Consider the following 26,066-nt stretch of genomic DNA (forward strand, 5'->3'; position numbering starts at 1 on the left):
ACATAGGGAGATCCAATTTATGAGCTATACTTTTAGCACGTATGAAACCCTTGTATTAGCAAGCATAGTCTTGCTGTTGGGCTATTTTTTAGTTAAACGAATTAATGTATTAAAAACATTTAATATTCCAGAGCCAGTTGTTGGAGGCTTTATCGTTGCTATTGGTCTTTTAATTTGGCACAAAGTCGATGGAACATCCTTTAACTTCGATAAAAATTTACAAACTACAATGATGTTAGTGTTCTTCACTTCCATCGGTTTAAGTGCAAATTTTTCTCGATTAATTAAAGGTGGAAGACCACTCGTTGTCTTTTTATTTGTCGCTGCACTATTAATCTTAGGACAAAACGTCATTGGTATTGCAAGTTCAATGGCATTAGGAATCCATCCTGCTTATGGCTTACTTGCTGGTTCAGTAACCTTAACTGGCGGTCACGGTACGGGAGCAGCTTGGGCTGATACATTTGCTAATCAATTTAATCTACAAGGTGCTACTGAAATTGCCATTGCTTGTGCAACCTTTGGTTTAGTCTTTGGTGGTATCATTGGTGGTCCTGTTGCACGTTTCTTATTAAATCGTCAAAAACAAGGTGAAAACCCTGAAAATGATGAAGTCGATGATGTTCAAGAAGCCTTTGAACATCCAACTTACAAACGTAAAATTACTTCTCGTTCTTTAATTGAAACTATTGCAATGATGTCAATCTGTTTGCTTATCGGTCAATATTTAGATGCGCAAACAAAAGGTACAGCACTTCAATTACCAACTTTCGTATGGTGTTTATTTACTGGTGTTATTATCCGCAATATTCTAACGAACATTTTCCGCTTCCAAGTAGCTGAATCAGCTATTGATGTATTAGGTAGCGTAGGTTTATCTATTTTCTTAGCTATCGCTTTAATGTCGTTAAAACTTTGGGAACTTGCAGGTTTAGCTGTCGATGTATTAGTCGTTCTTGCTATTCAAGTTGCATTTATGGCTGCCTTTGCAATCTTCATCACTTATCGTGCAATGGGTAAAGATTATGATGCTGTCGTATTAAGCGCAGGTCACTGTGGTTTCGGTTTGGGGGCAACTCCGACTGCAGTCGCAAATATGCAAGCTGTCACCAGCCGTTTTGGGCCATCGCACAAAGCATTTTTAATCGTTCCAATGGTCGGTGCATTCTTCATCGACTTAATCAACGCTGCGCTATTAAAAGTCTCATTTGCAGTTGTAAATATGCTCGCGTAAAGTGCGGTTGAAATTGATAATGTTTTAGAGAAATGCCTTTATCTTGAATTGATAAAGGCATTTATTTTAAGGAAGAAAAACAAAAGGAAAAATTATGCACGAATTATCTCTTTGTCAAAATATGCTGGAAATAGTAGAACAACAATGTAAAAGTCACGATATAAAAAAAGTTACGGATCTTTGGCTAGAAATTGGGGCACTCTCTTGCGTAGAACCTGATGCATTAAAATTTTGTTTTGACATAACCTTTCAAGGTACGGCTGCTGAAGGCTGTAAACTACATCTCATTCCTATTGCTGCGCAAGCCTGGTGTTGGCAGTGTCAAAAATTAGTTGAAATACAAGCCCATCATGATTCTTGTCCAAATTGTGACAGCATACACTTGCAACGACAAAGCGGCGATGAATTACGTATTAAAGAAATTGCCTTTGAATAAACCGCTCTTTTTAACATTTCAAATATTCTTACCCATATCATATCTCATTAGACATAAAAAAGGACAGGCATAAAGCCTGTCCTAATCATGATAAATATTATAATTAAGCCACAAGTGCGGTTTCTTTTAAGCGTGATTTGAGCTTAGTATATTCAGTTACAACATAGTGCTCAGCCCAACGTTGATCTTCAATTTTCTCGATACGCACCGCGCTGTATTTATATTCCGGAGTTCGAGATCCCGGATTTAAATGTTCAGCCGTGAGTTCGTTACATTTTCCGATCCACCATTGGTAAGTCATATAACACGCACCTTTGTTAGTACGAGAACTTACATCAGCACGAGATATAACTTTACCACGAGATGAAGAAATCCAAACAAGCTCATTATTCTTAATGCCTAACGCTTTCGCATCTTGGTCGTTCATTTGAACAAATCCTGGCTCATCAGCCAATGCAGCAAGTGCACGGCAGTTACCCGTCATTGAACGGCAAGAATAGTGACCAACTTCGCGCACGGTAGAAAGCACTAATGGATATTCTTCAGAAACTTCTTCCATTGGTGGTTCCCAATCGCAAGCAAAGAATTCAGCTTTACCATTTGGACGGTCGAAGATTTGACCTTCATATAAGTATGTAGTGCCTTGATCTTCAGGACCTTCATCTGTACATGGCCATTGAATATAACCCAAGCCTTCCATTTTTTCGTAAGTTGCACCTTTATAAATTGGGCAAAGCTCACGCAACTCATCCCAAATTTCTTTGGTGTTGTTGTAATGCATTGGATAACCCAAAGCTTGTGCCATAAGACTAATGATTTCCCAGTCGTCTTTCACATCACCAACAGGATCCACCGCTTTATAGAAACGTTGGAAACCACGGTCAGCCGCACTATAAACACCTTCGTGTTCAGCACAAGATGTTGCTGGTAAAATCACATCCGCTTCCGCTGCCGTTTGAGTCATAAAGATATCTTGAACAATGATAAACTCAAGATCTTTAAAGGTTTGCTTCATTGCATTCAAATCAGGTTCAGTTTGTAAAGTATCTTCACCCATAATATAGAATGCTTTGAGTTTACCTTCTGCCACAGCATGTGGCACTTCACTCAATGGTACACCTGGTTTGGTTGGAATAGATGGCACGCCCCATGCTTTCGCAAATTTAGCGTTGATTTCTGGATCCGCATAGCTTTGATAACCAGGTAAAGTATTATATAAAGCCCCCATGTCACATGCGCCTTGTACGTTGTTTTGACCACGCACAGGGTTTACACCAACATTTGGTTTACCTAAGTTACCGGTAAGCATTGCCAAGCTTGCCAACGCACGTACAGTTTCCACACCTTGACGGAACTGACATACCCCCATACCCCATAAGATTGTTGCAGTTTCTGCTTTCGCATAAGTGCGGGCAATTTCTCTCAACATTTCAGGCTCAACGCCAGTGATATGTTGAGTTGATTCAGGTGTATAAGCTTTTACAGTTTCATAGAACGCATCGAAATTTTCGGTATGTTCATCAATGAATTTTTGATCTTGTAATCTTTCTTCAAGAATCACGTTCATCATTGCATTCAAAAATGCGACGTTACTGCCGTTAGCAAGTGGCGCATAAATATCAGCAATACGAGCGGTTTCAATTTTACGAGGGTCACAAACAATAATCTTCGCCCCTTTTGCTTTTGCGTGGTTAATACGACGCGCCACAATAGGGTGAGATGTTGAGGCATTATAGCCAAAGATAAACACGCATTTAGTGTCTTCAATCTCAACGATTGAGTTGGACATCGCGCCATTACCCACTGATTTGAGCAGACCTGCTACAGATGGGCCATGTCAGACACGTGCACAACAGTCAATGTTGTTATTGCCTAATACCGCACGAGCAAATTTTTGCATAACGAAATTCACTTCGTTACCTGGTCCACGAGAAGAACCCGTTACCATAATTGACTCGTTGCCATATTTTTCTCTAATTTCTTGTAAACGTTTTGCTGAATAGGAAATTGCTTCTTCCCAGCTCACTGGCGTGAACGGCTCACCACGTTTGTAGCGAATCATCGGTTGAGTTAGGCGAGGAGTGAGGATTTTTGTGTCATGCACGAAATCCCAGCCATAATATCCTTTCAGGCAAAGCTCCCGTTCGTTTGTTTTACCGTTTGCACCTTCAGCACCCACAATTTTGTTGTTCTCAACCAATAGATTGATCTTACAACCTGAAGCGCAATACGGACAGACAGTAATCACTTTTTTAATTGTCATAGTAATGTCCTTATTTTAGATAACCAGAATGAATTACTCATTCCGAGTAATATAATACGCCTAAATAAAGAACATAGGCTTATAAATTCTGTGGATTTTTTGATATAAAACAGGTTTTAGCTAGTTTTTTAATATTCTGAGAAAACTCAAAGAAAAATGACCGCACTTTTGATAGCGAGGTCATTAGAAGATATGTATAAAAATTGGTATGAATAATAAGGCTTTACAAATATCAAATTTTATTTATTTTTCTTATCTGCTTTTCAACATAATTTATCATCTGTAACGCAATATCAACCCCGATTGTTTTTTCAATCATTTCCAAGCCTGGACTTGCATTTACCTCTAAAACCAATAATCCATTTTTCGAACAAATTAAATCCACGCCAGCTATATCTAAACCGATAGCTTTTGTTGCTTGAATGGCTAGCTGCTTTTCTTCATCGCTTAGAGTAATTTTTTCGGTTTTTCCGCCACGATGACAATTCGCTCGAAACTCACCATCTTGTCCAATTCTCTGCATCGTTGCTACAACTTGATCACCAATCACAAAACAACGAATATCCGCATTGCCCGCTTCTTCGATAAAATCTTGCTGTAGCATAGATATATTGGTTTGTTTAAAAGCTTCCATAATGCTCACCGCACTTTGTGGTTTTTCAGCCAAAATCACTCCAATTCCTTGTGAACCATTTAGCGTTTTTAAAATTGTCGGCGAACTGATATGAGGTGTCGTCACCTGAGCTTGTACTTCACCGCCACTTAAAAGTGAATTGGGAACAGGAACACCAACCTTCAGCAAAAGTTGTAAACTTTTCCACTTATCACGCGCATTTAAAAATGCCTGAGATGAATTTAAACAAAAAGTCCCTTTGCCTTCAAAATGCTGTAAGACTGAGCATCCCATTTGTGTACTTGTTGTGCCAAATCGAGGCAAAACAGCATCATAATCAGGCAATAAATAAGGTTTAGACTCCGAATTTTCTTGATGAAAAATCTGAAAGTGCGGTGAATTTTGTGAGAGTTTTAAGAGACAGCGATTCGGATCTAAAATATCCATCTCATGTCCTTGATGTTTAGCCGCTTCTTTTAAGCGTTGGCAACTATAAAGACGAGGTTCGCGGCAAAGCATTAGTAATTTCATAATATTTAACTCATTGTCTACGATGTTCCGTATATTACACGAATAAAAACACTTTATGTAGACGATAAAAATCAGGTAGAATTGCCTAGAATTTTTAACTCAAAAAAGGAAATCTTATGTTCGTTGTTATTTTTGGTCGTCCTGGCTGCCCTTACTGTGTACGTGCAAAAAACCTTGCTGAAAAATTAAAAGGCGAAGTTGCTGATTTTGACTATCGTTATGTGGATATTCACGCGGAAGGCATTACCAAAGAAGATTTATCAAAATCAGTTGGTAAACCAGTAGAAACAGTACCACAAATCTTTATTGATGAAAAACCAATCGGTGGTTGCACTGATTTTGAAGCATTAATGAAAGAACAATTTGGTATCGTTGCTTAATTTTTCTTTTTAATTTATACAAAAAAGCCACTTTCAATTGAAAGTGGCTTTTTTCATAAAAGAGTTTTAACCGTTATAACGTTTAAAAATTAATGTTGCATTCGTACCACCAAAACCAAAGCTATTTGACATTACAGTTTGTAATCCTGCATTTTCTTTCGTCTCAGTAACGATGTTGCAACCTTCAGCGGCTTCATCTAAGGTTTCGATATTAATACTTGGTGCAATAAAGTCATTATCCAACATTAATAACGTGTAAATTGCTTCGTGTGCACCCGCAGCCCCTAAAGAGTGACCAGTCATTGATTTGGTTGAAGAAATCGCTGGGATTTTATCACCAAATACATTTTTGATTGCACCTAATTCTTTCACATCCCCTACTGGTGTAGATGTGCCGTGTACGTTGATGTAATCAATTGGGGTATTGACAGTTGCCATTGCTTGTTTTATACAACGCTCTGCACCTTCACCGCTTGGTGCAACCATATCGTAACCATCAGAAGTTGCGCCATAACCTACAATTTCAGCGTAGATTTTTGCACCACGAGCAAGTGCATGTTCTAATTCTTCCACAACTACAACTGCACCACCACCTGCAATAACGAAACCATCGCGGTTTGCATCATAAGCACGAGATGCTTTTTCTGGCGTTTCATTGTATTTAGTTGAAACTGCACCCATTGCATCAAACTCAGTAGCACATTCCCAAGATAATTCTTCCGCACCACCAGCAAAAACCACATCTTGTTTGCCTAATTGAATTAATTCAACCGCATGACCAATACAATGTGCAGAGGTTGCACAAGCAGAACTGATTGAATAGTTCACACCACGGATTTTATAAGGGGTGGCTAAACAAGCGGAAACACTTGAAGCCATAGTTTTCGTTACTGCATAAGGGCCAATTGCTTTTACACCGCGAGGGCCACGTACCGCATCACATGCCACTAATTGATTATGTGCAGAGCCCGTACCAGCACCAATCACTAAACCAGTACGATCATTAGAAACCTGATCTTCTGTTAAACCTGCATCTTCAATCGCTTCACGCATAGAAAGATAAGCATAAGCCGCTGCATCACCCATAAAACGGAACACTTTACGATCAATGTGCTCGCTTGGGTTTAATTTGATTGTTCCGGCAACATGACTACGCATATTCATTTCCACAAACTCAGGTACAACTTCAATACCTGATTTACCTGCTTTTAATGAAGCCAATACTTCTTCTTTGTTGTTACCGATACTTGAAATAATCCCAAAGCCTGTAATTACAGCTCTTCTCATTGCTTCTTCCTTATTGTTTTATATGTAAAAATAACGGCTCAAAATTACTACGAAATAAAAATATTTCAAGCAATAATTCATTTGTTCGACCAGTTTAGAAAATCGCGTTATTATACGCAAATTTCATTAGGCAAGGAAGGAATAAAAAATGACCTTTAGCGTCCAACATGCTGAGATTCACTTCAATCAAAACCATATTCCCGTCTCAGATCAATTCGATGATGTCTATTTTTCTAACGAAAATGGATTGGCAGAAACAGATTATGTTTTTCTACAAGGTAATCAACTTTGGGAACGTTGGATAAGCCACAACGAGGCTAATTTTGTCATCGCTGAAACAGGATTTGGTACAGGATTAAATTTCTTTGCGGCAACCAAATTGTTCCGTGAATTTCGCCAACAACACGAGAATCATCCTTTAAAACGCCTAAATTTTATTTCCTTTGAAAAATATCCGCTAAAAATCACCGCACTTTCACAAGCTCATCTTGCCTATCCGCAATTTGAAGATTTAAGTGCTCATTTGCAACGTTATTGGCCTTCATTGATTCTAGGTTGTCATCGTATTCATTTTGAAGAGACCACGTTAGATTTATGGCTGGATGATGTATCAGAAAACTTGCCACAACTTGGCGATTATATGAATGAACGTATTGATGCTTGGTTTTTAGATGGCTTTGCTCCAAGCAAAAATCCTGAAATGTGGAATGATGATCTCTATAACCTAGTGTTCCGTTTCACTAAACCCAATGGTTCTTTTGCCACCTTTACCGCAGCAAGTGCGGTCAGAAAAGGACTTGAATCCGCAGGCTTTCATGTGACAAAACGTAAAGGCTTCGGCAAAAAACGAGAATGTTTAAGTGGGCTAAAAATACAATCAAAATATACCGCACTTTCGACACCTTGGTATCTTGCTCAGCCTGCGAAAATGGAAAAACAAGATGTTGCTATTATTGGCGGTGGAGTTGCGTCTCTTTGTGCCGCCATTTCCTTAGTAAAACGTGGGGCAAAAGTCACCATTTATTGTGAAGATGAAGCGCTTGCACTTAATGCCTCAGGCAATAAACAAGGCGCATTTTATCCGCAACTTAGCGATGATAATGTGCTCACCGTTGATTTTTACCTGCACGCTTTCAGTTACGGTCGCCAATTACTTGATTGGGCAATCGCACAAAACATAGTGTTTGAGCACGAATTTTGTGGCGTGGCACTATGTGCTTACAACGAAAAAAGTGCGGTTAAATTAACAAAGATTTCTCAGCTTGGTTTGCCGAACGAAATCTTCCAAATGCTAAATGCTGAACAACTCAGTAAAAAAGTGGGATTACCTCTTAATTGCGAAGGCGGTTGGATTGAACAGGGGGCTTGGCTTGCACCAAGACAATTTGTTCAAAATGCCTTTTCATTTCTTGAAAAGCAGAGTGTCGTCATTAAAACCTCACAAAAAATTACCGCACTTTCTCAACAACAAAAAGGTTGGGAACTAGAAAATACGCAAGGTCAAAAATACTCCCATGAAGTCGTCATTCTTGCGAACGGATATAAAATTACTGATTTTATTCAAACAGAAAAGCTACCGCTCTACCCTATACGCGGGCAAGTCAGCCAAATTCCAACATCAGAAAACTTACTCAAACTAAAATCGGTGCTTTGTTATGATGGTTATCTCACCCCAGCCGATCAATTAAAAACCTCACATTGCATCGGCGCAAGCCATGTTCGTGATAATGTTGATCGCCACTTTAGCGAACAAGAACAACTAGAAAATCAACAAAAACTCCAACAAAATATCGCCCAACCTTGGACGCAAGATGTGGATACATCAGGTAATCTCGCTCGTGTAGGCATCCGCTGCTCTGTAAGAGATCTTGCCCCAATGGTTGGAAACGTGCCTCATTTTGAACAGCAACAAGCGGATTATTACAATCTATTCAACCTCCGCCGCCGTAAACAACCTATTCAAAGTGCAGCCAATTTTCAGAATCTTTTTTTAACGGCAGCCTTAGGTTCTCGCGGGCTGACCTCCGCCCCACTCTTAGGTGAAACCTTAGCTTCAATCATTTATGGCGAGCCATTACCAATAAGCGAAGCTATATTGCATAACCTTTCAGCTAACCGAGCTTGGGTAAGAAAATGGTTGAAAGGTTCAAAAGTTGAATAAATTCATAAGATTCAGAGCCTTACAAAAATAACTTTAACGTGTTAAAATCAAACAAAATTTAAATATAAAAATGAATACAAAAATGCTATGCAATCAATCAATCAATCAATCAATCAATCAATCAATCAATCAAATTGTAGGATTTGTTAAAACTTGCTACAAGCCTGAGGAAGTATTTCATTTTCTTCATCAGCATTCCATTCCTTTTTCCTCCATTGGAGGAATGACCAATCAAAATGTTCTACTTAATATTTCTGGAGTTAAGTTTGTATTACGGATCCCTAATGCCGTAAATTTATCACTTATAAATCGAGAATATGAGGCATTCAATAATGCACAGGCATATCGTGCTGGTTTGAATGTAGAAACTCCCGTATTAGATGCCAAAAGTGGCGTAAAACTGACTCGTTATTTAGAAAATAGTAATACTTTAAGCCAGATACAATTAAACGAACAAAGTTGTTTGTCTCAAGTTGTGAATAATTTATATCGTTTACACAATAGTGAATTTGTTTTCCGTAATGTATTTAGCGTATTCGATGAGTTTCGCCAATATTTTTCATTGCTAGAAAACAAATCCGCTTTTTTCCAAGCAGATCCTAGAATGGATAAACTTTCAACCGTATTCTGGCAGTTTGAAAATATCAATAAAGGCTTAATTTTACGTCCGTGCCACAATGATTTAGTCCCTGAAAATATGTTATTACAAGATGATCGGCTATTTTTTATCGATTGGGAATATTCGGGCTTAAATGATCCGCTATTTGATATAGCTACTATCATTGAGGAAGCTCATTTATCGAAAGAAGCTGCTGATTTTCTATTAGAAACCTATTGCAATCAGACAAATAAATATCACAAGACAGAATTTCAAATAGCTCACAAACGGTTAAAAATCCATCGTTTTTGCCAAAATGTATTGTGGTTTTTATGGACAAAAGTAAAAGAAGAACACGGCGAGAATTTTGGCGATTATGCATTAAGACGCTTGGACGCGGCATTTAAACTTTTAGAGGAATTACCGTGATGCACGGTTATCTATTTGGCATACTATCCGCTATATTTTGGGCATTATCTGGACTGTTGTATAATGAATTGCCATTAAGTGAATATACTGCGTTAGGGAAAGTAATTTCATTGCTTTTTTTAATTGATTTTTGCTCGTTATTAGTTATCGGCATCACATTATGGCGAAAAAGTGCGGTAGATTTTCAAGGCGTTTTTTGGCGACCTGCGTTATCTGGCGTATTAGGTGGACCAATAGGAATGTCTGCCTATTTATTAAGCATTCATTATTTAACAATCTATTATGCTGCACCGCTTTCATCTCTCTTTCCTGTTTTCGCTGCGTTAATGTCTTATTGGATTCTAAAAGAAAAAATTACCAAAACAGCCCAATTCGGATTCGCCTTGGCTATTATTTCTTCTTCGTTGCTTGCTATTGAAGTAGGACAAGAAATAACCTTTAATACTATCGGTTTTATTTTTTTAATAATTTGTATATTAGGGTGGTCATCTGAAATAGTGATATCCTCCTATACAATGCGTTCTCTCTCTGGACTTCAAGTGTATTTTTTAAGGCTATGTGGTTCAACTATTGGTTATTTATTGATTCTATTTATTCTTTCCTTGAAAGATTTCTCACTAGATATACTTAGTTTTAATTATATACAAATTTCTGGTGTAATAATCTTTGGGGCATTATCTTACTGCTGCTATTACCAAGCGATTTATCTGTTAAAACCAATCAAAGCAATGGCATTAAATATCACATATTCTGTATGGGCAATTGGACTTGGTTATCTGCTCTATAAACAGCCAATTAAGCCCATTACCTTACTACTCACCTTATTATTAAGTGCAGGAGTGATCGTTACACTTTATTACAAAGGGGAACAAAAATGAATGCGATTATTTTAGCTGCAGGATTAGGCAGTCGTTTTAAAGACATCACACAAAGCACACATAAATCATTGTTAGATATTCACGGCACACCTAACTTAGAACGGACACTGGCGTTTTTACAGCAAGCGAATATTGATAAAATTGTCATTATTACTGGGCATTTGCACGAACAATTCGAGTATCTAAAGAAAAAATATGACTGCACCTTGATTTACAACGAAAAATATCGCGAATATAACAGCATTTATTCCTTTTCTCTGGCGCAAGACTTCTTTAATGATTGTTATGTTATTGATGCGGATGTAGTGCTTAATCGTAATATTTTTCTAACGAAACCATCACACAGCAAATATTTCACAGTTATTCGTTCGAACACTCATAATGAATGGCTACCGATTTTAAATAACAATGGGCAAGTAATGCGTATTGAGATTGGATCATTAAACCAGCCTAGCTTGTCAGGGGTATCTTATTGGACAACTCGGGATTGCAATATCATTCTAGCTTTGCTCAAAGAATACACAAGTGAAGTGCGGTTAAAAAATCCAAAACTTTATTGGGATACCATTCCGATGGAATATATAGAGAAATTGAATATCTATACGGAACAACTTAACAGTGATGATATATTTGAAATGGATAACCTTGATGACTATCACCACATTTTACAAAAATTGACACCAAACAAGGAAAAATAATGAAAAAATTAACGCTCAGAGAACAACAACTCGTTTGTCTCAATATATTAGATTATTTCCACGCATTATGTGAGCGACACCAAATTCACTATTCTCTTGGTGGTGGAACATTAATCGGTGCAATACGCCACAAAGGCTTTATCCCTTGGGATGATGACATTGATGTTTATATGCACCGTGATGAATATCAAAGGTTCGTTGATGTTTGGTTTCAAGAAACTCACGAATACTACAATATAGAAACGGCGGAAGATATACTTGCTCAAAAGACTGGAGAAATGGCAAAAATCTTTGATTGTCGTACTCAAATAACCGAAATTGCTGGAAAAAAAAGTGCAATGTTTATAGATATATTCATCTATGATGGGGTGCCAAATGATCCAAAGATCATCTGCTCTTTTATGAAAAAATATAGAAGAACTCATCGTCGTTTCTATTCTTGCAAGAAAAGATGGTTAAGAGAAAAAGAAAATACCTTATGGAAAGCAATACTTAATAAATTGAGCCATTTAATATTTTCCAAAATGCAAAAAAATCTAGAGCAATTTCAAATAACATATCCAATAAAACAATGCGATTATATTGGTCTTGTATTATCTGATTATGACGATTGCGGAGGATGGCAAAAATCTTATATGCCGAAGGAATATTTTAACCATGTTATTTATAAAGAATTTGAAGGACGACAATTTCAAGTAATGAATGGATATCACGAACACTTAACACAATATTATGGAGATTATATGAAGCTTCCACCAGAAGAAGACCAAAAGCCACATCATATTCAAGAAGCGTATATTTTGTAAGCGAAAGGGCAGATTTAATTCTGCCCTTTTTCAATTATTACTTCACTTTTCCACAATTCAAACAATACAAATATTGACCTTTAGGATCATTAAATTTAGTTAATACATTCAATTCTTTTTGTAATTTTTGAATTGGAGCTGGCAAACCTAGCCATTTAACTAATTGCTGTTGCGTACCTTTTTTAGTATCGCGCAATAAGGTGCTAATTAAACTAACGTTATCATCTGTAAACCATTCCACGCTAAAATCTTGTACGGCAGTATCTTGGCGTTGATTCACTAATTGCTCTGCTTTATTGACCGCTTCATTAAAAAAACCTATCTCATCCACTAAACCATTTTGGAATGCATCACTGCCTAACCAAACCTGACCTAGAGCCAGTTTATCTACTTGTGTTTTAGAAAGCTGACGACCTTTGCTAACAATTTCTAAAAATCTGTCATAACCGTGCTCAATTTCTGTTTGATAAATATCTTGCACGGGTTTTGCTAATGGAGAAAACGCAGATGTCTTAGCTAATTCAGTGGTTGAAACACCATCTGCATGCACGCCTATTTTCTTAATACTATTTTCGAAAGTCGGGAACATCGCGAAAATACCGATAGAGCCTGTAATAGTGTTTGCATCGGCAATAATATAATCTGCAGTAGATGAAATCCAATAACCGCCTGATGCTGCCATTGCCCCCATAGAAACAATCACAGGCTTTCCAATTTTCTGTAAATTTTCCGTTTCTTGTCGGATAATTTCTGAAGCAAAAGCACTACCGCCAGGTGAATTAACGCGTAGAATCACGGCTTTCACAGAATTGTCATCATGGGCTTTACGAAGAATTCGTGCAATGGTATCACCACCTGCATTTTCATCATCACTTTCACCATCGATAATTGTTCCTTCAACATTCACGACTGCAATTTTATTCGGTACATTGTAATGTTCTAAACGATCAGGCAGTTGAGTCAAATAATCATCAAGTTCAATCAGATTCGCTTTCCCGTCACTCCCTTTACCAAAAAGTGCGGCTAGTTTTTTATCTAAATCCAAACGAGTTACAACATCAGTTACTAATCCACGTTGTTGGACATAAGCGGTACTATTGCCTTTTAACGCTTTAAGATCCGATAAATATTGTTTCGTATTCGGCAAAACGTTATCTTTCTTAATCTTGCGATTTTCACTGACGGATAAAACATAATTATTCCACATTTCACCTAACCAACGCTGCATATTTGCTTTTGCCTCAGCTGACATATCGTTGCGTAAAAATGGTTCAACTGCTGATTTATACGTTCCTACGCGGAAAATATGTGGTGTAACGGCTAATTTGTCTAGCATCTCTTTAAAATACAAATTCTCTTGCGATAAACCGTGAATATCCACGCTTCCAATTGAATTTAAATAAATTTCATCAGCAAAGCTCGCTAAATAATATTGTCCTTGTGAATAATTATCTGCATAGGCGATCACTGGTTTCCCTGCATCTTTAAAGTGACTGATAGCACCACCAATAAAATCTAATGCGGGTAAATCTGCCCCTTCAAAATAATTAAGATCGAGCACTAATCCTTTAATTTTAGGATCATCTTCCGCTTGTTGAATGGCAAATACCACATCAAACGTCGAAATTTTTCGAGGGACGTGCTCGCCATTCAATTCGCTTAGCGCATCTTGCCAACGAAGTGTTTCATCTCGGTTGTCCGCTAGATAGCCATCTAAATTCAGTAATAACGCGCCTTCCCCTGTTAATGTTGTAGATTTTTTTCCACCGCTTGAAAAGCTAATAATCGCCACTAGCAATAGTACAAAGCCTAAAAACACAACATTCATCACAAGATCACGAATAAAACATAGCGCTTTCCAACATAATTTTAATACTCGAAACATACAAATTACCTTTAAAAAATTTGCGCTAGAGTATCACAAAGCCTTGTCAAAAACTATGCTATAATCCACCGCACTTTTATTCATCGGGAATAATAAAATGGACGCGTTAACTCTTTTAACAACAAGAAAATCAAACAAAAAATTGACCGCACCTGCGCCTAATACAGAACAATTTAAACTTATTCTCCAAGCAGCAATGCACGCACCAGATCATGGAAAATTACATCCTTATCATTTTGTTGTAATGGAAAATGATGGATTAAATAAATTGGAAACGCTACTTAAAGCAGCCGTTGTGGAATTTGATTTGGGTGAAGAAAAATTAAAGAAAGCTGAAAATTTAGCACATCGAGCACCTATGGTCATTGCTGTCGTAGCAAAGATCGACCCAACTATCGCTAAAGTACCTGGATGGGAACAAATGTTGAGTGCAGGCTGTGCAACTTATGGATTACAACTGGCTGCACAAGCGCAAGGATTTGATAATGTTTGGATTTCAGGGAAATGGGTTAATGGCACTGCATTACGAGAAGCTTTCGGATGCTGTGAACAAGATCGTGTGATTGCGTTAGTCATGATTGGCACAGGCATGGAAAAAGCCGAACGTGAATGCCGTGTTATCGATACAAAAGATTTTGTAACCTATCTATAAAATATTTCTTGCTTTCCTCAAGACTTAGAGGAAAGCAAAATATTGCACTACTCTTCTTCCAATTCATCCGCCATCGCCGCCAATATTTCTCGTGTAAGAAGGGCTAATACACGATAAAAAGGCAAAGTTGCTTGAGTTTCTACTTGAGTTAAAAACTTCGCTGCACAAGGCAATAAAAAGGTTTCAAAGAATTCTTGTTGAGCCACTAAAGAATCCGAATTATCTTCAAGCCAAGAGGCTGTGAGCAATAATAAAGCAAAATGATCCGCACTTTCCACCTCTGGCATATTGCGTACAAGGCGAAAATTCATAAATTCTTCAACATCAATGTCATAAGCTGAAATAGCAGTCATAACTTTACCATTGGTACCAAATAATTTTTGATACTCTTGGTTCAATAAATCGAGATCAATTTTAACTTGTAAGCTATTCAGCGCTAATTCACTTTCTTTATCAGTATCTAACGCCCAAACTTGACTCAAACCTTTTTGCTGTAACCAAACAAACGCGCCTGCAAGTACTTCATCAATAGGAGAACGATAAAAAAGATTACCGAATAATCGACTAATTAATGAAAAATTATTAATTTGTTTTTCAGACATTACGCTTTTTCCTTTAAAAGTGCGGTCAATTTTTCTTTTGTTTTTTGAGCGGCAAGTTCAATCATTGCTTTGCGCGCCTCATCATCAATTAAATGAATATCACCGAATAATTCAAACTCAACATTTTCAATGCCACAGTAATTAAACAATCCATTAATTAAACAATGATTGAGGGACTTATCCACACCAAATTCTTTATATTTATCAACATTACTGCCAATCGTAATAAATTGCTGCATTTGCTTATTTTTGAGCAATCCCACTGATTCGCCGTTTTCCGTTTTATAGGCAAAGCCATGGCTTAATACGCGATCTAAATAGCCTTTCAAAATTGCTGGAAATCCCATCCACCAAAGAGGATAAACCAACGTAATAAAATCCGCTTGAAGAATAAAATCATGCTCTTGCTGAATATCTGCTGGAATAATACCTTTGTTAGCATTCTGCAATTCTTCATGAGATAAAATTGGATTGAAATTCATTTCATAAAGATCACGAAAAAATACATTTACACCATTTTCTTGACTAACTTGCTCAATGCGATTGGCAATCGCTCGCCCAAAACTACGCACAGAATTAGGGTGAGCAAAAATAATTAAGTGGTTCATTTTTCTTACCTATTTGTAGGGAAATAAAACGTGGCAGAAGTCTATCAAAATAGACCGCACTTTGCATATAAAATCACATAAAAAAAGCGGGCATAGCCCGCTCTCTTATTTGCATCATAATTATGCTGCGTTTTTACGTTCTTCTTCCATACATACTGCCGCAGTAAATAATACGTCAGTTGATGAGTTTAATGCCGTTTCAGTTGAGTCTTGTAAAATACCGATTATGAAACCAACACCGATCATTTGTGCTGCTACATCATCTGAAATACCAAATAAGCTACATGCTAATGGGATTAATAATAATGAACCACCTGCCACACCAGATGCACCGCAAGCACAAAGAGAAGCCACGATACTTAATAAAATCGCACTAACAAAAGAGACTTCCACACCTAATGTATGTACTGCCGCTAACGTTAAAATTGTGATCGTGATTGCAGCACCCGCCATATTGATGTTAGCGCCCAATGGAATAGAAACAGAATAAGTTTCTTCATCAAGGTTTAAGCGTTTTGCTAATTCAATATTCACAGGAATATTTGCCGCAGAACTACGTGTAAAGAATGCGGTTACACCACTTTCGCGTACACAAGTCCATACTAATGGGTACGGATTACGACGAATTTTCCAATAAACTAATGCTGGGTTAATAACAAAAGCAGTAAATAACATTGTACCGATTAATACTGTAAGTAATTGCACATACCCCCCTAATGCGACTAATCCTTTATCAGATAAGGTTTCAGCCACTAAACCGAATACACCAAATGGCGCAAAAGAAATAATGACGTGAACAATTTTTGATACGCCTTCAGCGAAATCAGATAATACGTTCTTAGTTGCATCAGATGCATGACGTAACGCCAAACCTAAACCGATAGACCATGCTAATACACCAATAAAGTTTGCTTTGAAAATCGCATTTAATGGATTGTCTACCACATTTAAAATAAGGGTAAATAAAACTTGCCCAACAGCTTGCGGCGCTGAACTTGCATCTTCTTTGGTTGCAAGAACCACTTCCGTTGGGAATACGAAACCAGCAATAACAGCAACAAATGCAGCTAGGAATGTGCCTAAAAGGTAAAGCACAATGATTTCTTTCATATTGCTTTTCGTACCAATCTTACGGTTTGCAAGCGCAGCCATAACAAGGAAGAAAATCAAAATTGGCGCAACAGCACGCAATGCTTTAACAAAGATGGTACCTAAAACGCCTACTTTTTCCGCAATATTAAAACCCAAAGCACCTTCAAGTGCAGGTCCAACAAGTGCAATAATGATCCCTAGAACTAAACCAGTTGCAATTCTTTTTACTAAATTGCCCTGGAATAACAGACGAAATAAACGAGATGTGTTCATACTTTTATCTTTCTTTTTAATAAATTTAACTTCAGATTGTTACCAATCCACCTACAAGGGAATTAAAGATAGCGTAAATTCTTATCGAAAGAAAATATTTTTTGTTATTTTTTATCCAATAAGTGAACTTTTTTCTAAATTTGTTAGATATTTTCTAAAAACATACTTATAAAAAAATTTTTTATTTAACCTATTGACACCCTGTATGAAACACCAGTAGAATTTAACTGTACAAAAAAACAAGGTAAAAGGTTATTTATCCATATTATTTAACAGGAGATAAGAGAATGAACAACCAAACTTTGACTGCGCAATATGAAATGGATTTTTCTTATAATCCACTCCCTTTTTTCAGTGATATGGATGACAGCCTTAAATTCAATAAAAAACTAGACTTAAATCTTTATTGCATTAAACGTCCAAAGCAAACCTGTTTTATTCATGTAACCAATCCAAATATGTTAGCTTGGGGAATTGAAACTGGAGATATGCTAGTCGTTGAAAAAAATGACGAGCTTTATTCAGGTGATCTTGTTGTGCTAGAAGAAAATAATGAATTTCATGTCTATGAATTTATGGCGCATAGCGGCAATTACCTTTTCATGGCATTGGATTCCACTACACCAAATATAAATACCAAAGATTGGTCAAATTTACCTATTGTCGGCACCGTAACCAATACGATTCATCAAATGAAACGTCGCGATAAAATGAAATGGGCAGCGTAGTTAGAGGCAAATAAAAAAGTGCGGTGAAAATCAACCGCACTTGTATCTAGATTATATTTCAATTAATTACTCGTCACTTTACGTCTAGCAATCACTGCATCAGAAAGTTGTTGCAATAATCTTTCAGAATCTTCCCATCCAATGCACGCATCCGTGATACTTTGTCCATAAGTCTGTGCTTTGCCATCAACTAAATCTTGACGGCCTTCCACCAAATGACTTTCTACCATTACACCAAAGATTTGTTTAGAACCAGATGCGATTTGATGACACACATCTTGGCAAACATCCATTTGTTTCTTATATTGTTTACAGCTATTTGCATGGCTAAAATCAATCATGACATGAGGGATTCGGCCAGATTTCTCAATATCTGCACACACTTTTGCCACATCTTCAGCATTGAAGTTTGGTCCTTTATCTCCGCCACGTAGAATAATATGACAATCTTCATTTCCCTTAGTTGAAACAATCGCTGAATGACCAAATTTGGTTACAGATAAGAAATAATGAGGGGATTCTGCAGCGCCAATTGCATCTAAAGCAACTTTCACACCACCATTAGTGGCATTTTTAAATCCAACAGCACAAGATAAACCAGAAGCTAACTCACGGTGAACTTGTGATTCAGTCGTACGTGCACCAATTGCGCCCCAGCTCATAAAATCTGCCACATACTGTGGCGTGATCATATCTAAAAATTCACCGGCAGATGGCACACCTAAATCATTAATATCAGAAAGTAATTTCCGTGCAATGCGTAAACCATCATTTAAACGATAAGTATCATTTAAATACGGATCGTTAATTAAACCTTTCCAGCCCACAGTTGTACGTGGTTTCTCAAAATACACACGCATAATAATTTCAAGGCTATCTTTATATTTTTCACGTAATGGTTTTAAACGGTTTGCATACTCAATTGCCGCTTTCGGATCATGAATAGAGCAAGGACCGATAATCACTAATAAACGATCATCTTTACCATGAATAATATTATGTGCCTCATGACGAGTTTGCTTCACTAATGCCGCAGCATGTTCACTAGCAGGGTATTTTTCTAATAAGGCAATGGGTGGTAACACCTGATCGACTTTTTCAATTCGCGTATCGTCGTTTGCCACGACAATTTCAATTTTCTCTTTAGCCATATATCACTCTCAAACTTTCAAATGTTGTGTTTTAATTATGTAGGTAATCTACACTTATTTTTTGTACTAGTAAACTAGTTCGTCGTGTTTTTTTTAGAACAAAACCTACAGATTCTCTATTAAACTATCTTTGGTGCATGCTTGCAAGCCGAATAAAGTGAAATATTGAGTGAATAAAAGACAAAAAAATACCGCACTTTCATGCGGTATTCACAAAATTAATGGCTACTTAATACTTGTGCTGGTTGTAATTTAGCTGCCCTACTTGCTGGATAAAGACTAGCAATTAAACTCAATGCAAGCGCTGCGACTAACACCATCAAAACATCCAACCAATGTAACTCACTTGGCAAAAAATCGACAAAATACACATCGCCCGATAATAATTTCTTACCGATAACCCACTCAATGCCTTGAATAAAAGTTGTCAAATTTAATGCAAGTATAATGCCTAATACAATACCAATTAAGCAACCTTTCATTCCTGCCTGTAAGCCATACCAAATAAAAATACGTTTAATGAACGCATTATTCGCTCCAAGCGTGCGCATAATGGCTATATCGCCTTGCTTATCTTTTACCGCCATAATCAGCGTAGAAACAATATTAAAACATGCCACCCCAATCACGAGCACCATCGCGATATACATCACTGTTCGAATAAGTTGAATATCGCGATACATATAACCAAATTTACCAATCCAGTTTTGAATATAAAGCATCTGCGGATAATCATTAAGCATAGATAAATCCAGATTTTTCACAGAAAAAGGATCATCTAATTTCAATTCAACACCTGTTATTTGATCTGATTTATAAGCCAAAAATTCTTGCGCTTGAGCAAGCGGTAATAAGGCATAACTATAATCCAGTTGCCCATCTAAACGTAAAATTGCAGTGACTTGCACGCGTTCACGAGTGGGTTGAGCAAATTGTTCATCGCCGTTTTGCTGAGAAATAAGCAAGGTAATCCAATCCCCTACTTTTACATCAAGTTCTTTAGCAATACCTGATCCCAAGACCAATCCGCCTTCTTTCTCAAATTTGTTCCAACCTTGCTCTTGTACAAAATTGCCAATTGAACTTACGTTATCTTCAGCTTGTTTTTCAACACCTTTGATCTGAACCACTTTCAGTTTTGAGCCATTTTCTACCAATGCAGTAAAACTAACAAAAGGAGAAATACCTTTAATTTGGGCATTTTGTTGTAAGCGTTTTTCTAAATTTTGCCAATGATGAATTGTGGGATCTTTCGCTTGAGGAGCAGAAAAAATCTCAATATGTGGCACGACAGCCAAAATCCGTTGGTTAAGCTCACGCTCAAAACCGTTCATCGCACTTAAACCAACAATTAAAACTGCAACCCCCAGCGCAATACCAATAGCTGAAAATTTTGCAATTAACGCAACCAAAGGATTTTTCTGCTTACCACGTTGATAACGCCAACTAATAAAAAACGGCGTATTCATCATACACCTTCCTTCAAAATACCATCTTGCATCACTAAACGGCGTGATAATTTTTCAGCAAGCCCCATATCGTGAGTGACTAATAAAAAAGCGATATTTTGCTCTTGGTTAAGTTGTTGAATGAGTTCAAAAATGCTTTCTGTGGCCTTGTGATCGAGATTCCCTGTTGGCTCATCCGCTAAAACTAACGATGGATTATTCACCAAAGCTCGCGCAATCGCCACACGCTGACGTTCCCCACCAGAAAGCGCAGATGGACGATGGGTAATTCTATGGCTTAATCCCACCGCGCTTAACATTTTTTCGGCACGATCTTTCGCTTCTGTTTTATTTTGATGACCAATCAACATCGGCATCATCACATTTTCAAGTGCGGTAAAGTCCGCCATTAAATGATGGAATTGATACACAAATCCTAAATAACGATTACGCAAAGCCGCTAATTCATTAGCCGATGCTTTTTGCAAAGATTGTCCATTAATAAACACTTCACCACTACTTGGCTGATCAAGTCCCCCTAAAGTGTGCAATAACGTACTTTTCCCTGAACCTGAGCTTCCCACAATCGCAACCAACTCTGCGGGTTCCATAAAAAAAGAAACGCCTTTTAACACTTGCGTTTGATTTTCACCTTCTTGATAAAATTTATTGATATTTTCGCATTTTAATAAATAGTTATTCATTTTTTACTCTTTTTAACCGCACTTTAGCGGTAAATCATCTCATTAAAAACTGGCGCGAGTCTATCACACTTTTCCCTGAGCTTAAATTTCAATGCGCCCAAAGTATTCAAATCTCGTTTCAGGAAAATATTTTTTAAGATAACCCTTTAAATAACCTTGCGTCTCTTGACTAATGATGGGATCGTATTCTGGATAACCGTTATACATTACGCTTAGCACTGACACCCCATGAGAACGACAAGCCTCTAAACTTAATAATGTGTGGTTAATACTACCTAATTTTCCCGATGTCACTAAAATCAAAGGGTAATTATTTGACTGGATATAATCTAACGTCGTCGCGTCGTCACAATAAGGCACCATTAATCCTCCCGCCCCCTCCAACAATACATAATCATATTTTTCTGCCAAAAGTGCGGTGGATTTTTTAATAATTTTTTCATTAATTTCTCGCTCTTCGAGCTTTGCAGCTAAATGAGGAGAACAAGGATATTCAAAAAGATAAGGGCAGGTTTCGCCTTGTAAATCTTCTGCTGTCAAATCAATGCCTTGAATCTTTCGATGTACAAGCAAATCATCAGCAATATTTTTACAGCCTGTTTGAATCATTTTTTGTGTAATAACGGAAAAGCCTTGTTCCATCAACTTTTTAGCATAAATGCCTGTTGCAACAGTTTTACCTACATCGGTATCAATGCCCGATACAAAAATAACCTTGCCCATAAATACGCCTTACTGATTTTTAGCATGAGAATAACGTGCGATAAAAAACAATGGATGGTAAGTTAACCCCACTTTACCCGATGGCAAACTAAAAGCCTGCAAGTAATCATCAATAAATTTGTTGAGATTTTTTCTTGTCCAATTTTTTCGGTTCGTGGCTGTTACACCGGTATATTTCAGATGTTTGAGTACATCCAATGGCGTATCAAACTCTAGTATTACAGTAAAATCGTCACACCATAAAAGCTCAAAACCATTGGCTAACCAATTTTGCCATTGAGATAAATTCGGATAACTTAACCCCACATTCGCCATTTGACGAATCTCTTTTAAATTATCTTCACCAAAGCTAGTAATCGCCAATAAACCATTAGGTTTCAATCCTGTTTTACAATGGGAAATAAAATTGTCAGGATAATGAAACCACTGCACGGCTGATGCACTAGCAATCAAGTCAAATCGTCGTTGAAAAGAAAAGTTTTCCGCATCGCCACAAGAAAAATCAAAGGGTTGAATCAGCTTTTCAGCGAGTAGAGAGCGCACATCGCACAAATCATTAAATAACCAATAATTGGCTGAAATCTGTTTCTGCAACAACGTACTCAACATACCAGAACCGCAACCAAGCTCCAAAACACTATCTAGTGACCCATTTGGTAAATAGTCTTGCAAATGCATCATTAACTTAATATTCATTTTTTGTTGAATTAACGCATGTTCATCATAGCTATTTAAGGCTTTTTGGAAGGCGTGTTGAATACGCGATTTATCTACGGAAGTTAATGATTCCATAATGCCGACCAGTGGGTAAATCTTGAAAACACATAATGCTCACCCTCTATTTCCTGAACGGCACAACGGGATGCCCAATATTTGTGCTGATTAGCTGGCGTAAAAATTTTATCGCGAGAACTAACCCATGCATTTGCCCAGTGAATAAGATCGGTGCGTTTATCCTGCTGAATCATCGCAAAAAGTGCGGTGAGTTCTTGATGAATTTCGTTAAATGGTCGTGCAGAAAATTGCTGATAACGTTCAAAAGATACTTTGTCACCACAAATTCTACGTTCAAACTTTGAACGAGTATTTTCTGTGAGATTATCTAACGTACCTTTAAAAATAGCATAGGGAATACCGAAGCTATCATCACAAGGTAAACCTGTGCCATTCACTGCTGTTGCTGATTGTAAGGTGATTCCTTGTAATACTCGCTCTGCCACCCAAACACCCATTGACCATGCGACTACACGAATTTGCTGATAGGCGGAAAAATGAAAATCCAAATTTAAATCTTGATAATCATAGCAAATCAATAAATCGTGATTTTCCGGCAAAATCAAATGATTTACAGCATCGGGCGGCGTTCCCCAACCTGCAAAATACAGGATTAAATGTCCGCCTTGATGATTGTAAAATTTTGTTTTCATATCATATCCTTACAGGCACGCCGCAAACTGCCGCACTTCATCCGTTGTCATATCTGCCGTTAAAGACAGGCGGATTCTGGATGTGTTTTTGGGTACTGTCGGCGGTCTGATGGGCAGGCAATAATAACCCTGCCTTTGCAGATATTCCGCTTTGGCAAGGGCGGCTTCATTCCCGCCTAAAATATAGGGGACGATACAGGTTTGGCTCGGCATTATTTGCGTCCGATGCGCCACTTCCCGCCGTAAAAATGCACTTAACTGCTCAAGATGGCTTCTTTCTTTTGAGAATTGCGGCAATCGTTCAAAAATAAAATAAGTCCAAGCCACATTAAACGGCGGCAATGCGGTTGAAAAAATCAATGGGCGCATTTGATTAATCAAACATTCTTTCAATACTTGGTTGCAGACGGCATACGCCCCCACCGAGGCTAAGGCTTTACCGAAAGTGCCGACCAATAAATCAATCTCGGCAATCAAATTATCCCGTTCGGCAATCCCCAATCCGTTTTGCCCATAAACACCGATTGCGTGGGCTTCATCCACATAAAGATAAGTATTGGGAAACTGTTTTTTTAATTGGACAAGCTGTTTCAAATCCGCCACATCGCCGTCCATACTGAAAACAGATTCGGTAACGATAAAAGTGCGGTCAAATTTTCCGACGTTTTTTTCAAGCAGATTTTTCAAATGTTCATAATCATTATGACGATAACGGAAAAACGCACACCGGCTCAAACGGATGCCGTCAATCATACTGGCGTGGACAAATTTATCTGCCAAAATCAAACTTTTCGTCGTCGTCAAAGCAGGCAAAATACCGAGATTGGCGTGATAGCCGCTGTTGAACAATAACGCGCTTTCCCGTTGGAAACGTTGTGCGACAAGCTCTTCCAAATCGGTATAAATAGGAAAGTTGCCCGTTAATAAACGCGATGAAGAACTGGTAAAAGAGGGAAAATTACCGCCGTATTGCTGCAAAAAAGACCGGCGCAAGTTTTCATCTGATGCCAAACCCAAATAATCATTAGACGACATATTCAGCATTTTGCGGTTTTCCCGCGTAATATACCGCCCTTGATGAATCAAATCCGGAATCGAACGATATTGATTTTGCGCGCCGAGTTGTTCAAGCTGTTGTTTAAAGACGTTCATTATGATGTAAATATTCCTGAGTTAAAGCCAGAATCATGCCTTTTGTTAATTTCTGAAGTTCATCATCTTTAATCACAAACGGCGGCATAACATAAACCAATTTTCCGAAAGGTCTAATCCAAACACCTTGTTCCACAAAACGCGGAACTAAAGTTTTCATATTTACCACACTTTTCATTTCGACCACCCCAATCGCCCCTAATACGCGAACTTCTTTGACATAATCTTTTTCAGATAAAGGCGAAAGCTGTTGTTTTAAGGAATGCTCAATTCGCTGAATATTTTGTTGCCAAGTACTTTCCAACAATAAACGGATAGATTCCGCCGCAATTGCACAAGCCAACGGATTTGCCATAAAAGTGGGGCCGTGCATAAAGCATTTAGCCTCACCACTACAAATAATTTGTGCAATTTCAGTGCTTGTAATGGTTGCCGATAAAGTTAAATAACCACCTGTTAAGGCTTTACCGATACACATAATATCTGGCGAAATGCCTGCGTGTTCGGCTGCAAACAATTTTCCTGTTCGACCAAATCCCGTAGCGATTTCATCAAAAATCAGCAAAACGCCATATTGTTTACAAAGTGCTTGTGCTTTCACTAAATAAGTTGGCGAATAAAAATACATACCGCCCGCACCTTGTACAACAGGTTCTAAAATCAGTGCGGCGATTTCATTACCTTTTCGTTCAAGTAAATCAGCTAAAGGTTCAATCGCATAATCATTCCAAGATTCATTAAATGGAATATTGGGTTGAGGAAGGAAATATTGTACGGGCAGGCTATGATGAAATAAATGATGCATACCTGTGGTTGGATCACATACCGACATCGCATTCCAAGTATCGCCATGGTAACCAGAACGGATGGTGGCGAATTTTTGTCGTTGTGCTTCCCCTTTTGCGTGCTGATATTGAATAGCCATTTTCATCGCCACTTCCACAGCGACAGAACCACTATCAGCAAAAAAGATCTTATCTAATCCATTTGGCAAAATTTGTACCAATAATTGAGCTAATTCCACCGCGGGTTCATGGGTAAAACCGCCAAACATAATATGGCTCATTTTTGCCAATTGATTCTGTGCCGCCGCATTTAAGCGTGGATGATTATAACCGTGCAACGCCGCCCACCAAGAGGACATACCATCAATTAAACGACGACCATCTTTTAAAGTTATCATCACGCCATCAGCACGTTCTACCGCATAAAGCGGCATATCAGAAGAAACGGAAGAATAAGGATGCCAAATATGTTGTGTATCAAAAGCTAAAAGTGATTGTTCATCCATCATTCATTTACCATTA

The 26,066-nt window shown here is 37.8% G+C and carries 25 protein-coding genes; 10 read left to right on the top strand and 15 right to left on the bottom strand.

What is annotated here, in order from left to right; genetic code table 11:
• Window positions 1-19 precede the first annotated feature (19 nt).
• Together gltS and hypA are read left to right on the top strand one after the other, a co-directional pair.
• A complete protein-coding gene (gene gltS / locus GG9_RS01765) occupies window positions 20-1,234 on the top strand; it encodes a sodium/glutamate symporter (protein ID WP_005632330.1) in 1,215 nt (404 codons plus the stop codon).
• A gap of 94 nt (window positions 1,235-1,328) precedes the next feature.
• Entirely contained in the window at window positions 1,329-1,670 is a 342-nt protein-coding gene (gene hypA, locus GG9_RS01760; RefSeq protein WP_005632332.1) for a hydrogenase maturation nickel metallochaperone HypA, read from the top strand.
• 103 nt (window positions 1,671-1,773) lie between these two features.
• Here the strand turns inward: hypA and fdhF are convergent, their stop codons facing one another.
• Both fdhF and GG9_RS01745 read right to left on the bottom strand, forming a co-directional pair.
• Window positions 1,774-3,933: a formate dehydrogenase subunit alpha gene (gene fdhF / locus GG9_RS01755; protein WP_237702630.1), complete on the bottom strand. Its 2,160-nt coding sequence runs from the start codon at window positions 3,931-3,933 to the stop codon at window positions 1,774-1,776.
• Between the two features lie 232 nt (window positions 3,934-4,165).
• On the bottom strand, window positions 4,166-5,077 hold the full coding sequence (locus GG9_RS01745; RefSeq protein WP_005632338.1) for a RimK family alpha-L-glutamate ligase: 912 nt from the start codon (window positions 5,075-5,077) through the stop codon (window positions 4,166-4,168).
• A gap of 116 nt (window positions 5,078-5,193) precedes the next feature.
• Here GG9_RS01745 and GG9_RS01740 point away from each other — a divergent pair, with 116 nt between their 5' ends.
• A complete protein-coding gene (locus tag GG9_RS01740; RefSeq protein ID WP_005628952.1) occupies window positions 5,194-5,457 on the top strand; it encodes a GrxA family glutaredoxin in 264 nt (87 codons plus the stop codon).
• A 66-nt stretch (window positions 5,458-5,523) separates the two neighbouring features.
• Here GG9_RS01740 and fabB read toward each other — a convergent pair whose 3' ends face one another.
• On the bottom strand, window positions 5,524-6,744 hold the full coding sequence (fabB, locus tag GG9_RS01735; protein ID WP_005632341.1) for a beta-ketoacyl-ACP synthase I: 1,221 nt from the start codon (window positions 6,742-6,744) through the stop codon (window positions 5,524-5,526).
• Window positions 6,745-6,892: 148 nt separating this feature from the next.
• Here fabB and mnmC point away from each other — a divergent pair, with 148 nt between their 5' ends.
• The 5 genes from mnmC (at window position 6,893) to GG9_RS01710 (ending at window position 12,314) form a co-directional block, all read left to right on the top strand.
• Window positions 6,893-8,905, top strand: coding sequence for a bifunctional tRNA (5-methylaminomethyl-2-thiouridine)(34)-methyltransferase MnmC2/FAD-dependent 5-carboxymethylaminomethyl-2-thiouridine(34) oxidoreductase MnmC1 (mnmC, locus tag GG9_RS01730; protein ID WP_005632342.1), 2,013 nt, complete (start codon window positions 6,893-6,895; stop codon window positions 8,903-8,905).
• Window positions 8,906-8,975: 70 nt separating this feature from the next.
• Window positions 8,976-9,932, top strand: coding sequence for a phosphorylcholine kinase LicA (licA, locus tag GG9_RS01725; RefSeq protein ID WP_005632344.1), 957 nt, complete (start codon window positions 8,976-8,978; stop codon window positions 9,930-9,932).
• Window positions 9,932-10,810 (top strand): choline transport protein LicB, encoded by an 879-nt coding sequence (gene licB / locus GG9_RS01720; RefSeq protein WP_005632346.1) that lies wholly within the window; start codon window positions 9,932-9,934, stop codon window positions 10,808-10,810. The genes licA and licB overlap by 1 nt, the downstream gene beginning before the upstream one ends.
• On the top strand, window positions 10,807-11,508 hold the full coding sequence (locus tag GG9_RS01715; protein WP_005632348.1) for an NTP transferase domain-containing protein: 702 nt from the start codon (window positions 10,807-10,809) through the stop codon (window positions 11,506-11,508). Before licB ends, GG9_RS01715 begins: the two co-directional genes overlap by 4 nt.
• A complete protein-coding gene (locus GG9_RS01710) occupies window positions 11,508-12,314 on the top strand; it encodes a LicD family protein (protein WP_005632352.1) in 807 nt (268 codons plus the stop codon). Before GG9_RS01715 ends, GG9_RS01710 begins: the two co-directional genes overlap by 1 nt.
• Before the next feature lie 37 nt (window positions 12,315-12,351).
• Here the strand turns inward: GG9_RS01710 and sppA are convergent, their stop codons facing one another.
• Entirely contained in the window at window positions 12,352-14,199 is a 1,848-nt protein-coding gene (sppA, locus tag GG9_RS01705) for a signal peptide peptidase SppA (protein WP_005632354.1), read from the bottom strand.
• A gap of 97 nt (window positions 14,200-14,296) precedes the next feature.
• On the opposite strand from sppA, the gene GG9_RS01700 reads away from it, so the two are divergent.
• Window positions 14,297-14,851: an NAD(P)H nitroreductase gene (locus GG9_RS01700; RefSeq protein ID WP_005632356.1), complete on the top strand. Its 555-nt coding sequence runs from the start codon at window positions 14,297-14,299 to the stop codon at window positions 14,849-14,851.
• Between the two features lie 47 nt (window positions 14,852-14,898).
• Here GG9_RS01700 and GG9_RS01695 read toward each other — a convergent pair whose 3' ends face one another.
• The 3 genes from GG9_RS01695 to sstT form a co-directional block, all read right to left on the bottom strand.
• A complete protein-coding gene (locus tag GG9_RS01695; RefSeq protein WP_005632359.1) occupies window positions 14,899-15,453 on the bottom strand; it encodes a TorD/DmsD family molecular chaperone in 555 nt (184 codons plus the stop codon).
• Complete coding sequence (locus GG9_RS01690) at window positions 15,453-16,061, bottom strand: NAD(P)H-dependent oxidoreductase (protein ID WP_005632361.1); 609 nt, start codon at window positions 16,059-16,061, stop codon at window positions 15,453-15,455. The genes GG9_RS01695 and GG9_RS01690 overlap by 1 nt, the downstream gene beginning before the upstream one ends.
• Before the next feature lie 120 nt (window positions 16,062-16,181).
• Window positions 16,182-17,426, bottom strand: a complete 1,245-nt coding sequence (sstT, locus tag GG9_RS01685; protein WP_005632363.1) for a serine/threonine transporter SstT — start codon at window positions 17,424-17,426, stop codon at window positions 16,182-16,184.
• A gap of 287 nt (window positions 17,427-17,713) precedes the next feature.
• On the opposite strand from sstT, the gene GG9_RS01680 reads away from it, so the two are divergent.
• Window positions 17,714-18,154, top strand: coding sequence for a LexA family protein (locus GG9_RS01680; RefSeq protein WP_005632365.1), 441 nt, complete (start codon window positions 17,714-17,716; stop codon window positions 18,152-18,154).
• 62 nt (window positions 18,155-18,216) lie between these two features.
• Here GG9_RS01680 and aroG read toward each other — a convergent pair whose 3' ends face one another.
• The 8 genes from aroG to bioA all read right to left on the bottom strand — a co-directional run bounded on the left by aroG (window position 18,217) and on the right by bioA (window position 26,050).
• On the bottom strand, window positions 18,217-19,305 hold the full coding sequence (aroG, locus tag GG9_RS01675; protein ID WP_005632367.1) for a 3-deoxy-7-phosphoheptulonate synthase AroG: 1,089 nt from the start codon (window positions 19,303-19,305) through the stop codon (window positions 18,217-18,219).
• A 218-nt stretch (window positions 19,306-19,523) separates the two neighbouring features.
• Window positions 19,524-20,774, bottom strand: a complete 1,251-nt coding sequence (lolE, locus tag GG9_RS01670) for a lipoprotein-releasing ABC transporter permease subunit LolE (RefSeq protein WP_032825161.1) — start codon at window positions 20,772-20,774, stop codon at window positions 19,524-19,526.
• Window positions 20,774-21,457 (bottom strand): lipoprotein-releasing ABC transporter ATP-binding protein LolD, encoded by a 684-nt coding sequence (gene lolD, locus GG9_RS01665; RefSeq protein WP_005632371.1) that lies wholly within the window; start codon window positions 21,455-21,457, stop codon window positions 20,774-20,776. The genes lolE and lolD overlap by 1 nt, the downstream gene beginning before the upstream one ends.
• A gap of 81 nt (window positions 21,458-21,538) precedes the next feature.
• The gene (gene bioD / locus GG9_RS01660; RefSeq protein ID WP_005632373.1) at window positions 21,539-22,180 is read right to left on the bottom strand and encodes a dethiobiotin synthase; all 642 of its coding nucleotides are present in this window, start codon (window positions 22,178-22,180) and stop codon (window positions 21,539-21,541) included.
• Between the two features lie 9 nt (window positions 22,181-22,189).
• The gene (gene bioC, locus GG9_RS01655) at window positions 22,190-22,972 is read right to left on the bottom strand and encodes a malonyl-ACP O-methyltransferase BioC (RefSeq protein ID WP_005632375.1); all 783 of its coding nucleotides are present in this window, start codon (window positions 22,970-22,972) and stop codon (window positions 22,190-22,192) included.
• Window positions 22,960-23,607, bottom strand: coding sequence for a DUF452 family protein (locus GG9_RS01650; RefSeq protein WP_005632377.1), 648 nt, complete (start codon window positions 23,605-23,607; stop codon window positions 22,960-22,962). The genes bioC and GG9_RS01650 overlap by 13 nt, the downstream gene beginning before the upstream one ends.
• Window positions 23,608-23,616: 9 nt before the next feature.
• The gene (gene bioF / locus GG9_RS01645; protein ID WP_005632378.1) at window positions 23,617-24,759 is read right to left on the bottom strand and encodes an 8-amino-7-oxononanoate synthase; all 1,143 of its coding nucleotides are present in this window, start codon (window positions 24,757-24,759) and stop codon (window positions 23,617-23,619) included.
• Window positions 24,746-26,050, bottom strand: a complete 1,305-nt coding sequence (gene bioA / locus GG9_RS01640; protein WP_005632379.1) for an adenosylmethionine--8-amino-7-oxononanoate transaminase — start codon at window positions 26,048-26,050, stop codon at window positions 24,746-24,748. The genes bioF and bioA overlap by 14 nt, the downstream gene beginning before the upstream one ends.
• Between the last annotated feature and the right edge of the window lie 16 nt (window positions 26,051-26,066).

This window comes from Haemophilus haemolyticus M19501, assembly GCF_000222025.1.
Classification (GTDB): Bacteria; Pseudomonadota; Gammaproteobacteria; order Enterobacterales; family Pasteurellaceae; genus Haemophilus; species Haemophilus haemolyticus_G.

Excerpts from the sequence above, each read along its gene's own strand:
- gltS (WP_005632330.1), top strand. The coding sequence starts at position 20 with ATGAGCTATACTTTTAGCACGTATGAAACCCTTGTATTAGCAAGCATA.
- hypA (WP_005632332.1), top strand. The coding sequence starts at position 1,329 with ATGCACGAATTATCTCTTTGTCAAAATATGCTGGAAATAGTAGAACAA.
- GG9_RS01745 (WP_005632338.1), bottom strand. The coding sequence starts at position 5,077 with ATGAAATTACTAATGCTTTGCCGCGAACCTCGTCTTTATAGTTGCCAA.
- GG9_RS01740 (WP_005628952.1), top strand. The coding sequence starts at position 5,194 with ATGTTCGTTGTTATTTTTGGTCGTCCTGGCTGCCCTTACTGTGTACGT.
- fabB (WP_005632341.1), bottom strand. The coding sequence starts at position 6,744 with ATGAGAAGAGCTGTAATTACAGGCTTTGGGATTATTTCAAGTATCGGT.
- mnmC (WP_005632342.1), top strand. The coding sequence starts at position 6,893 with ATGACCTTTAGCGTCCAACATGCTGAGATTCACTTCAATCAAAACCAT.
- licA (WP_005632344.1), top strand. The coding sequence starts at position 8,976 with ATGAATACAAAAATGCTATGCAATCAATCAATCAATCAATCAATCAAT.
- licB (WP_005632346.1), top strand. The coding sequence starts at position 9,932 with ATGCACGGTTATCTATTTGGCATACTATCCGCTATATTTTGGGCATTA.
- GG9_RS01715 (WP_005632348.1), top strand. The coding sequence starts at position 10,807 with ATGAATGCGATTATTTTAGCTGCAGGATTAGGCAGTCGTTTTAAAGAC.
- GG9_RS01710 (WP_005632352.1), top strand. The coding sequence starts at position 11,508 with ATGAAAAAATTAACGCTCAGAGAACAACAACTCGTTTGTCTCAATATA.
- sppA (WP_005632354.1), bottom strand. The coding sequence starts at position 14,199 with ATGTTTCGAGTATTAAAATTATGTTGGAAAGCGCTATGTTTTATTCGT.
- GG9_RS01700 (WP_005632356.1), top strand. The coding sequence starts at position 14,297 with ATGGACGCGTTAACTCTTTTAACAACAAGAAAATCAAACAAAAAATTG.
- GG9_RS01695 (WP_005632359.1), bottom strand. The coding sequence starts at position 15,453 with ATGTCTGAAAAACAAATTAATAATTTTTCATTAATTAGTCGATTATTC.
- GG9_RS01690 (WP_005632361.1), bottom strand. The coding sequence starts at position 16,061 with ATGAACCACTTAATTATTTTTGCTCACCCTAATTCTGTGCGTAGTTTT.
- sstT (WP_005632363.1), bottom strand. The coding sequence starts at position 17,426 with ATGAACACATCTCGTTTATTTCGTCTGTTATTCCAGGGCAATTTAGTA.
- GG9_RS01680 (WP_005632365.1), top strand. The coding sequence starts at position 17,714 with ATGAACAACCAAACTTTGACTGCGCAATATGAAATGGATTTTTCTTAT.
- aroG (WP_005632367.1), bottom strand. The coding sequence starts at position 19,305 with ATGGCTAAAGAGAAAATTGAAATTGTCGTGGCAAACGACGATACGCGA.
- lolE (WP_032825161.1), bottom strand. The coding sequence starts at position 20,774 with ATGAATACGCCGTTTTTTATTAGTTGGCGTTATCAACGTGGTAAGCAG.
- lolD (WP_005632371.1), bottom strand. The coding sequence starts at position 21,457 with ATGAATAACTATTTATTAAAATGCGAAAATATCAATAAATTTTATCAA.
- bioD (WP_005632373.1), bottom strand. The coding sequence starts at position 22,180 with ATGGGCAAGGTTATTTTTGTATCGGGCATTGATACCGATGTAGGTAAA.
- bioC (WP_005632375.1), bottom strand. The coding sequence starts at position 22,972 with ATGGAATCATTAACTTCCGTAGATAAATCGCGTATTCAACACGCCTTC.
- GG9_RS01650 (WP_005632377.1), bottom strand. The coding sequence starts at position 23,607 with ATGAAAACAAAATTTTACAATCATCAAGGCGGACATTTAATCCTGTAT.
- bioF (WP_005632378.1), bottom strand. The coding sequence starts at position 24,759 with ATGAACGTCTTTAAACAACAGCTTGAACAACTCGGCGCGCAAAATCAA.
- bioA (WP_005632379.1), bottom strand. The coding sequence starts at position 26,050 with ATGGATGAACAATCACTTTTAGCTTTTGATACACAACATATTTGGCAT.